General features: G+C 66.1%; 11 protein-coding genes and 1 pseudogene. 9 read left to right on the forward strand and 3 right to left on the reverse strand.

The genetic code is table 11. From position 1 onward, the window contains the following. The first annotated feature begins 92 nt into the window (after positions 1-92). Genes AC0L6G_RS16285 through terL form a run of 3 tightly spaced genes read left to right on the forward strand, consistent with a single transcriptional unit; the run spans position 93 to position 3,400 of the window. Positions 93-1,511, forward strand: coding sequence for a site-specific DNA-methyltransferase (locus AC0L6G_RS16285; RefSeq protein ID WP_473252645.1), 1,419 nt, complete (start codon positions 93-95; stop codon positions 1,509-1,511). 12 nt (positions 1,512-1,523) lie between these two features. After that, positions 1,524-1,931, forward strand: a complete 408-nt coding sequence (locus AC0L6G_RS16290) for a DUF5681 domain-containing protein (protein ID WP_473252646.1) — start codon at positions 1,524-1,526, stop codon at positions 1,929-1,931. Next, complete coding sequence (terL, locus tag AC0L6G_RS16295) at positions 1,928-3,400, forward strand: phage terminase large subunit (RefSeq protein WP_473252647.1); 1,473 nt, start codon at positions 1,928-1,930, stop codon at positions 3,398-3,400. Before AC0L6G_RS16290 ends, terL begins: the two co-directional genes overlap by 4 nt. Before the next feature lie 55 nt (positions 3,401-3,455). Here the strand turns inward: terL and AC0L6G_RS16300 are convergent, their stop codons facing one another. Continuing rightward, positions 3,456-3,596 carry a hypothetical protein gene (locus AC0L6G_RS16300; RefSeq protein ID WP_312782109.1) on the reverse strand — a complete coding sequence of 47 codons (141 nt, stop codon included), beginning with the start codon at positions 3,594-3,596 and terminating at the stop codon, positions 3,456-3,458. Between the two features lie 152 nt (positions 3,597-3,748). Beyond that, positions 3,749-4,087, reverse strand: coding sequence for a hypothetical protein (locus AC0L6G_RS16305; protein ID WP_473252649.1), 339 nt, complete (start codon positions 4,085-4,087; stop codon positions 3,749-3,751). Positions 4,088-4,257: 170 nt separating this feature from the next. On the opposite strand from AC0L6G_RS16305, the gene istA reads away from it, so the two are divergent. From istA to AC0L6G_RS16325, 4 genes and pseudogenes are all read left to right on the forward strand, one after another. Beyond that, the gene (gene istA, locus AC0L6G_RS16310) at positions 4,258-5,769 is read left to right on the forward strand and encodes an IS21 family transposase (RefSeq protein ID WP_164952576.1); all 1,512 of its coding nucleotides are present in this window, start codon (positions 4,258-4,260) and stop codon (positions 5,767-5,769) included. After that, on the forward strand, positions 5,756-6,484 hold the full coding sequence (istB, locus tag AC0L6G_RS16315) for an IS21-like element helper ATPase IstB (RefSeq protein WP_003170613.1): 729 nt from the start codon (positions 5,756-5,758) through the stop codon (positions 6,482-6,484). The genes istA and istB overlap by 14 nt, the downstream gene beginning before the upstream one ends. A gap of 157 nt (positions 6,485-6,641) precedes the next feature. Beyond that, positions 6,642-6,944, forward strand: coding sequence for a DDE-type integrase/transposase/recombinase (locus tag AC0L6G_RS16320; protein ID WP_473252650.1), 303 nt, complete (start codon positions 6,642-6,644; stop codon positions 6,942-6,944). 160 nt (positions 6,945-7,104) lie between these two features. Beyond that, positions 7,105-7,787, forward strand: a pseudogene (locus tag AC0L6G_RS16325) (IS6 family transposase). A gap of 58 nt (positions 7,788-7,845) precedes the next feature. Here AC0L6G_RS16325 and AC0L6G_RS16330 read toward each other — a convergent pair. After that, entirely contained in the window at positions 7,846-8,841 is a 996-nt protein-coding gene (locus AC0L6G_RS16330; RefSeq protein WP_473252651.1) for a LacI family DNA-binding transcriptional regulator, read from the reverse strand. Positions 8,842-9,011: 170 nt separating this feature from the next. Between AC0L6G_RS16330 and AC0L6G_RS16335 the strand changes: the two genes are divergently transcribed. Then, positions 9,012-9,962, forward strand: a complete 951-nt coding sequence (locus tag AC0L6G_RS16335; RefSeq protein ID WP_473252652.1) for a dihydrodipicolinate synthase family protein — start codon at positions 9,012-9,014, stop codon at positions 9,960-9,962. 174 nt (positions 9,963-10,136) lie between these two features. Beyond that, positions 10,137-11,408, forward strand: a complete 1,272-nt coding sequence (locus AC0L6G_RS16340; RefSeq protein ID WP_473252653.1) for an Nramp family divalent metal transporter — start codon at positions 10,137-10,139, stop codon at positions 11,406-11,408. Positions 11,409-11,454: the final 46 nt, after the last annotated feature.

The following is an 11,454-nucleotide window of genomic DNA, read 5'->3' on the forward strand; positions in this document are numbered from 1 at the left end:
CAGGGCATTCAACGGCTTTTCCATCAACTCACGGCTGCCGCCGAACGCGTCCCGCGATCGCACCCGCACGCCCAGTTAGAAGGAGAGCCGACATGGCCTCTGACAACTCCACTGCGTCCCCGACGCCGCAACTGCCTCCTGCCCTCGCCTTGGCGATCGAGAACCGACCGATCGCGGGTCTGGCGCCCCTGTCTCGCAAACTGCGCATCCACAAGAAGAGCGCCATCACAGCCCTGGCCGGCGCCATTCGGCAGTTCGGCTTCCTCGTCCCGGTCTTGATCAACGCCGAGGACAAGATCATCTCCGGCTACGGTCGGGTCGAAGCGGCCCGCCAGCTTGGCATGACCGACGTTCCCTGCATCCGCGTCAGCCATCTGGACGACGACGCCCTGCGCGTCTTCGCCATCGCCGAGAACCAGCTGGGTCAGTTGGCCGGCTGGGACGCCGAGACCCTGAAGATCGAACTGCAGGAGCTGTCGAATCTCGACCTCGGCTTTAGCCTGGAGGTCACCGGCTTCTCCCCCGCCAAGATCGACGCCATCATTCTCGGCGGCGACAGCCACCGCGACGACCAGGGCGATCGCTTACCGGATCTGGCCGACACGCCGGTTAGCCAGGTCGGCGACCTCTGGCTGCTCGGGGATCATCGGCTGCTGTGCGCCGACGCGACCGATCCCCAGAGCTTTGCCGTGCTCTTGGAAGGCGAGAAGGTCCGGGTCGTGGTCACCGACCCACCCTACAATGTCGCCGTGGCCGGCCATGTCACCAGCGGCGGCAAACACGGCGAGTTCGTCATGGCGTCCGGCGAAATGAGCGACGACGAGTTCACCGGCTTCAACACCCAGGTGCAGATGCGCATCGCCGAGACCCTGATGGACGGCGGCCTTTGCTACTACTGCATGGACTGGCGACACATGAGCCACACGCTCACGGCCGCTGCAGCCGCCAAGCTGGACCTGCTCAACCTGATCGTCTGGGACAAGACCGCCGGCGGCATGGGCAGCTTCTATCGCTCACGTCACGAGCTTATCTTCCTCTTCCGCAAGGCCGGCGCGCCGCACCTCAACCGGGTGGAGCTGGGCGTCCATGGCCGCAACCGCGCCAACGTCTGGACCTATGAAGGCGTCAACGGCTTCGGCGCCGCCAAGGCCAAGGCTCGGGAGATGCATCCCACGGTCAAACCGCTGTCATTGATCCGCGACGCCATCCTCGACAGCTCGGCGCGAGGCGACGTCGTGCTGGACCTGTTCAGCGGCAGCGGCACCACCTTGATCGCCGCTGAGCAGAGCAAGCGGCGCGGCCGCGCCACGGAACTCGACCCGCAATACGTCGATGTCGGCGTCATCCGCTGGCAGGAATTCACAGGCCGAGAAGCGCGCCTGGCCTCTACCGGCCAGACCTTCCGCCAGGTCCGTGCGGAACGGCTGAAAGCGACTTCAGCCCCACCTGCAGCCGCGTCGCCCGTCATCACCCTGCCCGCTGCGCGTGTGCGCACGCGTGCGGCCGCTTGAGGGGGATGATCCATGTCCAAACCTCCCAAGTCTCCACGCCACTACGAGGTCGGCTACGGCCGGCCTCCTCAGGCGGCCCAGTTCAAGCCCGGCCAATCCGGTAACCCCAAGGGCCGGCCCAAAGGCGCCAAGAACCTCGTCACCCTGTTCCGTGAAGAACTGGAGCGCCCCGTCCCTGTCACTCAGAACGGCCGAACGCGCATGATGTCCAAGGCTCGGGTCGCGGTCATCCAGCAGGTCGACAAGGCCGCCAAGGGCGACGCCAAGGCCTTCGCCGCCCTGATGAAATACGCCCAGGAGGATGCTGCGGCCGTGGCCCGGGAACAGGCAGCGGCGCCAGCGAGCGAACTTCAGCCGGCCGAGTACGACGAGATCATCACCCGCTACATCGCGGATCTCAGCGAAGGGAGAGCAGCATGACCCTTCCCTTGCCGGCGGACGCCATGGTCCACGCCCTCGCGCGACGGGACTTCAGCGTCTTTCTGGACCTGGTCTTCCCCACCCTCAATCCCGGCACGCCCCTCGCGCGCGGCTGGTACCTCTCGGCCATGGTGCGGGCGTTGGAGGACATAGCCGACGGTACTAACCGCCGCCTTCAGATCACCGTACCGCCGCGGCATCTGAAGTCGGTGATGACGACAGTGGCCTTCCCCGCCTGGCTGCTGGGACGCCACCCAGAGACACGGATCATCTGCGCCAGCTATGGTCAGGACCTCTCGGCCGCCCTGTCACGCAACTTCCGCAAGGTGATCAACTCGGCCTGGTATGCACAGGTCTTTCCCGAGACCGCCCGCTCCATCGTCCGCGACACCGAAGCCGACCTGGCCACGCGCCAGGGCGGCTATCGCTACGCCACCGCGGTTGGCGGCACGGTGACCGGCCTGGGCGCCGACCTGATCATCATCGACGACCTGATGAAGGCCCAGGACGCCTCCTTCCCAGAGGCCCGCGCCAAGGCCCAGAGGTTCGTCGACGAGACCCTCCTCAGCCGTTTGGACGATAAGAGGACCGGCGCCATCATCGCCATTCAGCAGCGCCTGCATGAGGACGACGTCTCTGCCCACCTCTCCGCCAAAGGCGGCTTTCGCCATCTGGACCTACCGTCCATCGCCGTCCGCGATGAGCTCATCCCGCTCACCCATGGTCGCAGCCATGCACGGCGGATCGGAGACGTGCTCAACCCGGCCCGGGAATCCCGCGAGGTGCTGGAGCGGATCCGTGCTGAAATGGGCGGCCGCGCCTTCGAGGCCCAGTACCAGCAGAACCCCACCCCGACCGAAGGCGACTACGTCCGCTGGGACCGGATCCAGTTCTATGACGAGGGTCCGGAACGGCACAGCCTGCATAAGGTCGTGCACAGCTGGGATCCAGCGGCGTCCACCGACCCGTCCGCTGACTATTCTGTCGGTACGGTCTGGGGCCATGACGGCGCCAGTTGGCTGTTGCTCGACGTCATCCGCGTCCGGCTGGCCTATGCCGACCTCCTCGATCGCGTCCGCTCGGAGCGGAAGCGCTGGCGCGCCGATGTCATCCTGGTCGAGAAGTCCTCGCTAGGCCCCGCCCTCCTGGAAGACCTTGGGCGGGATATGCGCTGCATAGGCGCCCCAGCCCACCACGCCCCATCTTGCATGCGGCTTGGAGCGGACGCCCGGCTGCCGAAGGCGGAACGCCTCTACAGTTCGGTGGAGCGGCTCTACTCGGGGTTCGCCAAGCTCCCCCGGGACGCGCCCTGGCTGGAGGATTTACGGCGCGAAATGCTGACCTTCCCCAACGCCAAGCACGACGACCAGGTGGATAGTGTCAGCCAATTCCTCAATTGGGCCATCGGTCGCGGTGGGCGGAACACGCTCCGCGGTCATGCGCGTCGCGACGGGCCCAGGCCGGCCTAGAAGGAAAACAGCGGTGCCCCTCCGGGACGTCGCTGTGACCCGTCCTCTGGGGCGTTCAGCTCTTACATTCAGCCTGCGCCGTATAGGCCAGATGCGGAACGCCGCCGCGGCTTGTGGCGTCGGCAAACACGATACTCTGCAGCTCGACTTCCCCGCCGCACGATTTTTCCAGCATCGCGCGAACCTCTTCCGTCACCTTCGCCTCGTCCCGCGTGAATGACGCAATTCCCGAAACGGAAAAGCCTAATTTACCTGACGCCGTTTGAAGCGGTGCCGGACGGTAAGACGGTACAGAACTACAAGCCGCCGCCATAAGTCCGCCGACTAGAATGATCGCACATGACCTAATCATCGTGCCGTCTCCACTGCATCGCCCGCAACCAATCGGTCGGTGTAATCCGTCGCATTCAGCGAGTTAGCCCGCCCGCAGACCGTATCCGCGAAACCTTCGATCCCACCTCTGAACGCTTCGGGAAAACGGCTGCTGAAGTAAAAAGCCTTGAAGCCGTTGTAGCCGCCCATTCGGTTTCGGGCATTGACGAGGCCGCAAACCGCCAGGCCGATTTCGCGTGGGTTCCGTCGATTTACAGGCGTCAGCACCACCCGGACATTTCGAAATTTGGCGCTCTCATAATCAACCAGAGACAGCTCCAGCCACGACCGCGTCAGTTCAATTTCGAGATCCACCGCAGCATCCGAGAAGAGCCCCGCGCTCTGTGCCGCTGGCGCGCCTTCAACATTTGTGGATCGGCGTGGAAAAGGGACCCCGTTAGCGGTGTGATCGGCGTCGAATAAGGACCCCTCATTCCTGAGGTCTAACGGTGGCGGCTTGGCGGATGTCAGGCGGCGAGTTCGGGATGTTGGTGTTGGAGACGGTGTTGAGGATTCGGCGCGAGTTTGCGTCCGGGAAGGCGATCAAGGCGATCGCGCGTGACCTTCGATTGTCGCGCAAGGTGGTGCGCAAGGCGATCCGGGAGCCGGATGCGGAGTTCGCCTATCGGCGGGCGGTGCAGCCGTTGCCGAGGCTGGCGCCGTTCCAGGCCAGGCTCGATGAGCTGCTGGAAGAGGACGAGGCGCGGCCGCGGCGCGAGAAGCTGCGGATGACGCGGGTTCATGACCTGCTGGTGCGCGAGGGGTTCGACGGGTCGTACGACGCGGTCCGGCGCTACGCGGCGGGGTGGCGGCTGAAGCGACGCCGGGGCGTGGCGGACGCGCCATCGTTCATCCCGCTGATGTTCCGGCCGGGCGAGGCCTACCAGTTCGACTGGAGCCACGAGGACGTGGAGATCGCGGGCAAGCCGATGCGGGTGAAGGTGGCGCACATGCGGCTGTGCGCCTCGCGGGCGATCTATGTTCGGGCCTATCCGCGCGAGACCCAGGAGATGCTGTTCGACGCGCATGCGCGGGCGTTCGCCTTCTTCGGCGGCGTGCCGACGCGCGGGATCTACGACAACATGAAGACGGCGGTGACGACGGTGTTCACGGGCAAGGACCGGGTGTTCAACCGGCGCTTCCTGGTCATGGCGAGCCACTACATGGTGGAGCCGACGGCCTGCTCCCCGGCGGCGGGCTGGGAGAAGGGCCAGGTCGAACACCAGGTCCAGACGGCCCGGGGACGGTTCTTCCAGCCGCGCCTGCGCTTCACCAGCCTGGAGGAGCTGAACGGCTGGCTGGAGGCGGAGTGCCGGCGCTGGGGCGAGCTGCGTCAGCACCCCGAGCAGAAAGAGCTGACGGTTGCTCAGGCCCTGGCCGCCGAGCGGCCGGCGCTGCAGCCGATGCTGGGCCCGTTCGACGGCTTCCACGAGAGCGAGCACGCGGTGACGGGGACCTGCCTGATCAGCTTCGACCGTAACCGCTACTCGGTGATGGCGAAGGCCGGGCGCCGTACGGTGCAGGTCCGCGCCTATGCCGACCGGATCGTCGTGCGCTGCGAGGGTGAGGTCGTCGCCGACCATCGCCGGTTCTTCGGTCGTGACCGGACCCTCTACGATCCCTGGCACTACCTCCCGGTGCTGGCGACCAAGCCCGGAGCCCTGCGCAATGGCGCGCCGTTCCAGGACTGGGAGTTGCCGCCGGGGCTGGCCCGCCTGAGGCGCAAGCTGGGTGCGGGCGACGAAGCCGATCGCCGGTTCGTGCGGGTTCTGGCGGCGGTGCTGGAAGACGGCCTGGAGCCGGTCGAGGCCGCGGCGCGCGAGGCGCTCGCCGCCGGGACCGTCAGCGACGACGTCATCCTCAACATCCTGGCGCGCCGGCGCGAACCGCCCCGGCCGCTGAGCATCGTCACGCCCGATGACCTGGCGCTGCGGCATCCGCCTCTGGCGGACTGCGACCGCTACGACAGCTTGCGAGGCATGCATGCAGCGGCATGAGATGATGGCGGCCCTGACCGGCCTGGGCCTCAAGGGCATGGCCGGAGCCTTCGACGAGGCGGTCACCACGGGCCTGCAGCGCAAGCGCACGACCATGGAGATCCTCGCCGACCTGCTGCGCGCCGAGACGACCCACCGGCATGCGGCTTCCATCCGTTACCGGATGGCGGCGGCCAGGCTGCCCGCCGTGAAGGACCTCGACGCCTTCGTGTTCGACGACACGCCGATCAACGAGGGGCTGGTGCGCTCGCTTCACAGCGGCGCCTTCCTGGCGAACCGGCGCAACATCGTGCTGGTCGGCGGGACCGGCACGGGCAAGACCCACCTGGCCACCGCCATCATCGCCAACGTCGTGCGGGCCGGGGCGCGTGGCCGGTACTTCAACACCGTCGACCTGGTGAACCGCCTCGAGGAGGAGACCCGCCTGGGCAAGGCCGGTGCGCTGGCTGCTCACCTCTGCCGCCTCGACGTCGTGGTCCTCGACGAGCTTGGCTACCTGCCGTTCGCCCGCTCGGGCGGCCAGCTGCTGTTCCACCTGATCAGCAAGCTCTACGAGCGGACCTCGGTGATCGTCACGACCAACCTCGCCTTCGGCGAATGGCCGACCGTGTTCGGCGATCCCAAGATGACCACGGCCCTGCTCGACCGCATCACCCACCACTGCGACATCGTCGAGACCGGCAACGACAGCTGGCGCTTCAAACACCGCAGCTAACCCTCCACGAAGAACGCCAGGCGAGGGTTGAGCCTCCGGTCGGGCTACGCCCTCCCTACGCCCCAACCCTCGCAAGCGGTGCGCTCGTGACGTCCATCCCGAACCTCAAAAGGGGGTCCCTATTGCACGCCGATAGGGGGTCCCTTTTAGACGCCGATTGACAGCGATCGTCACCGATGGACTGCGATCCTACAGGGCTGCTTTGAAGGATATCGGCGGGGCCGGAAAACAGGAAACGGGCCGCTGGCTGAACAACCGCGTCGAGAACTCACATCTGCCGTTCCGACGAAGAGAGCGGGCCATGCAGCGGTTCCGCCAGATAAAGACACTGCAGAAATTCAGCGCGGTCCACGCCGCCTTCTACAACCACTTCAATCAGGATCGTCACCTCATCAGCAGAGACCACTTCGAAGCCCGACGCTCGGCTACCATCGCCGAGTGGCAGGCGCTCGCCGGGTGAAGAGCAAAGAGTAGGGGAGGGGTGCGTTCAGTGGAGGCAAGTTAGCGTTAGACTGACAGCACCGCGGAGGACGGGGTGGCGGTGCTGTCAGTCTAACGCTAACTTGCCTCCACTGAGGGCCGCCGTAAATGGCTGACCGGAGACGACTTTCAGGAAACCGCTGTCGTTCAAGCGCCACCGCTTCCCGGCGGAGGTGATCCGCCATGCCGTCTGGCTGTATTTCCGCTTCAGCATGAGCTTACGCGACGTGGAGGACTGCTGGCCCAACGCGGCATCGACGTCAGCTACGAAACCATCCGCTGCTGGACGAAGAAGTTCGGCCCGCTGATCGCCCGGCGGCTGAAGAAGCGCCGACCGGCGCCGTCGCCACGCTGGCATCTCGACGAAATGGTCTGTTGGATCGTCGGCCGGCGGATGTATCTGTGGCGCGCCGTCGATGACGAAGGCGAAGTGCTCGATCTCGTCGCCCAGAGACGACGGGATACGGAGGCGGCTTTGAAGCTGCTCGGTCGCCTGCTGCGTAACCAACCCGTTGAGCCGGAACAGATCACGACTGACGGTCTGGCGTCGTACGGATCGGCCCTTCGACAGCTCGGCCTGACCGAAATTCACCGACCGGGACGGCTTCGCGAGAACAATCGGGTCGAGAACTCGCACCTTCCGATCCGACGACGAGAACGACAGCAGCAGGGCTTCAAATCCCAGGCCTCCGCGCAACGATTCCTCACCACCCACGCCGCGATCTACAACACCTTCAACGTCCAGCGTCATCTGATCAGCCGCCCTACCCTTCGTCGCTTTCGCGACGAGGCCAGCGCCGCCTGGGCGGCGGCGGTCGCCTGATCGGGGCCGGCTGGGCGGACTTCATACGCTGGCGGTTAAGCTGACAGCACCCTGCGGATTACCGATGAGCCGGCGGCGCCGTTGATCGGCGAGGGATTAGGGTCGGGGCGGCGCGAAAGACGACGTCGCCTTGGTCGCCGACGCCATCGGTCACCAATTCCAGCGCCCGCGTCGCGATCTGGTCAAATGGAATACGCACGGTGGTGAGCGGCGTCGGCAGGTGACTGACGATCGGGATGTCGTTGTAGCCGACGACCGAGACGTCGCTCGGCACCGACAGGCCCATCTGCGTCAGGGCCGACAGGGCGCCGATGGCGGTGTTGTCGTTGACGGCGAAGATGGCGGTCGGCCGTTCCTGCAGCATCATCAGCTGACGCGCCGCCTCGTGGCCTCCCTCCAGGCCGAAAGAGGAAGGGACGACCCATTCGGGACGAACCTCCAGCCCGGCCTCGCCCATGGCCTGGCGGTAGCCCTCGACCCGGCCGATGGCGTTGGATGCGTCGCCTGGTCCGGCGATCAAACCGACAGTCCGGTGGCCCAGGTCGATCAGGTGCCGGGTCGCCAGGAACCCGCCCAGACGGTCGTCGCCGACGGATGACGGATGGATGTCGTCTGTCCTCAGCGCCAGGGAGAATCGCACGCCCTGTTTCGTCAGCGTCTGGGCGAAGCCGTCGTCGACCCGTGCGGTGGCCAGCACCAGACCGTCGACCCCCCGGGCCAGCAGCATGTCCACTGCGCGCCTGTTCGCCTCCGGCTCGTCGTTGGTGGTGGCGACGATGGTGAAACGTTGGCGCCGGTTGGCCGCCAGTGACAGGGCCTCGTAGAGCATGGCCATGACGGTGTCGGTCAGGCGCGGCACGATGACGCCGATCATTCCGGTGGAGCCGCGCCGCAGATTTGCGGCTGATACGTCGCGCACATAGCCCAGTTCGGTCGCCGCACGGCGCACCCGGATGGCGGTAGGATGATTGGACTGCGTGCCGCGCTCGTCGAGGAAGCGGGACACGCTGCTCTTGGACACGCCGGTGGCCCGGGCGATGTCGAGGAGGGTCACGCGGCCGCCGTCACCCGATCTCTCCGCCATCCGCGTTCGACGCTCCCCAATGCACGCTTTTGTCATGGGCTTGACCCGGCCCGAAGCGAATGTAAAGTGGGAACGTTCCCGGTATCGTTCCCGTGTGGGTTCGTACCCATCAAGAAAATTGTCCTGGAGAGGAAATTCGAATGAGCGTCATGGACCTGCGCGGCCTCAGCCCCGCCCCCGTCACCGTCTTCACTCGCGATGGCGAGGTCGACTACGCCGCCAACGCCGAACTGGCCAAATGGCTGGTGTCGATCGAGGGCGTGAAGAGCTTGGTCATTCTGGGCCATGCCGGCGAGGGCACCTTCCTGACGATGGAAGAGCGGCTGAAGCTGATCGAAACCTATGCCGAAGCCGTGGGCGGCGACGTGCCGATCATCGCCGGCATCACGGGCGAGGGCACCAGGGTCGCCGCCCAGGAAGCCAAGGCGTGCAAGGCCGCCGGCGCGACCGGCGCGCTGGTGTATCCGAACCACGGCTGGCTGCGCTTCGGCTTCCAGAAGGGCGCGCCGCAAGACCGCTACAAGGCGATCTGGCAGGAGTCCGGCCTGCAGTGCATCCTGTTCCAGTACCCGGACGCCACCAAGGCCTCCTACGATCTGCAAACCCAGATCGACATCGCCACGCAGGACGGCGTCGTCGCCACCAAGAACGGCGTGCGCAACATGAAGCGCTGGTACACCGAAATCCCCGAGCTGAAGAAGGCCGCGCCCGAGTTGCAGGTTCTGTCGTGCCATGACGAGTGGCTGCTGCCGACCATGTTCGACGTCGACGGCTTGCTGGTCGGTTATGGCAACATCGCGCCCGAGCTGCTGGTCAAGCTTATCGAGGCCGGGAAGGCCCAGGACTACACCGCCGCCCGCAAGATCTTCGAACAGCTGCTGCCGGTCACCAAGGCCGTGTATCACCGCGGCTCGCACATGGAGGGCACGGTCGCCCTGAAGTTGGGTCTTGTGAAGCGCGGCGTCCTGGATCACGCCACGATCCGCGAACCGCTCAAGGATCTGGGCGAAGCCGCCGAGCGCGAGATCTTCGCCGCCTTCGACGCCGCCGGCATCGGCCCGGTCTCGCAAGCCGCGATCGCCGCCGAATGACCTGAGGGTCCCCGCGTCGAAGGGCGCGGGGACCTTTCGCCTTTCGGATGGCGACATCGCCGCCTGGACGGGCGTATCACCGCTCCGATGACACCACAGAAGAGTCACGGAGCAAGGGAGAAACACTCTGGAGCCGGCCGGTCCGAGGACCGTCGCGCCCCTGAAAGGACTGGCATGTCGAACCGTGACGTGACCGAGGGCGCGGCCGCCGCCGCGACCGCGAAATCCGCCTCCAATCGCTCGCTGATGGCGAAGATGGCTCTGATGGGCCCCGCCTTCATCGCCGGCGCCTGGCAATTCGGGCCGGGCAATCTGGCTTCCGCCATCGAGGCTGGCAGCGCCTTCAGCTATGCCCTGATCTGGGTCATCGCCGTCTCGACGGCGCTGATGATCTTCTTCACCGACATGAGCGTGCGCGTCGGCATCGCCTCGCCCGTGTCGATGATCGGCACGATCAAACAGACAATGGGCAAGCCCGTAGGCGTTATGGCTGGGCTCGGCGTCTTTTTCATCACCCTGTGCTTCTCCGTCGGCAACGCCGCCGGCTCCGGCCTTGCCTTGTCGATGTTGTTCGGCGGCAATCCGGTGCTGTGGACCGTGGTGATGAGCTTGGCCGTCGCCTTCATCCTTCTGGTCCGAAACGTCTATCGGACCATCGAGCGGGTTCTGCTGACGCCCGTCGCCATCATGGCTGTCGGCTTCGTCGTCAGCGCCTTCCTGGCCCGTCCCGACTGGGGCGCAGCCATGATGGGCAACCTGCCCAGCTTCCCGCCCGGCGCCGAACTGCTGATCGTCGCCCTGGTCGGCACCAATTTCTCGATCAACGCGGCCTTCTTCACCAGCTATGCGACCCAGGCCCGCAAGGTCCGGCGCGACCAGTACGCCGACACCACCCTGTCGGACACCATTCCCGGCATCGTGGCGCCCGGCATCATGACCGCCCTGGTCATCATGGTGGCCGCCGCAGTCCTGGGTCACACGGGACAGCGGGTCGAAACCCTGCCGCAACTGGCCGGGGTGTTCGAGCCTCTGGCGGGCCAGGCGGGCTACTACATCTTCGTGCTGGGCTTCTTCGGCGCGGCCTTCTCCTCGATGCTGGCCAACTGCACGGCGGGCGGCACGCTCTTGTCCGATGGCCTAGGATGGGGGGGAACGTTCGATTCCATCCGCACCAAAATCCTGGTCGCCTGCGTCCTGGCCTTCGGCGTGGCGGTGGTGGCCTTCGCGCCCGGATCCCGCGTTCAACTGATCATCCTCGCCCAGGCCATGACCGTGCTGGTCGCGCCCCTGCTCGGCGTGCTGTTGGTCCTGACCGCGAACAACCAGCGGCTCGGCGATCTGAAGAACACCTGGTGGCAGAACCTTTTCGCCGCCGTCGGCCTGCTCTCGATCTTCGCATCGAGCGGCCTGCTGATCCTCACCCTGACGGGCGTGATCGCGCGCTGACGCCTCGCGGCGTCCCACCCTTGCACCCACGCGCCACGACCCTCGT

The sequence above is a fragment of the Brevundimonas sp. D3-1P genome, assembly GCF_055809335.1.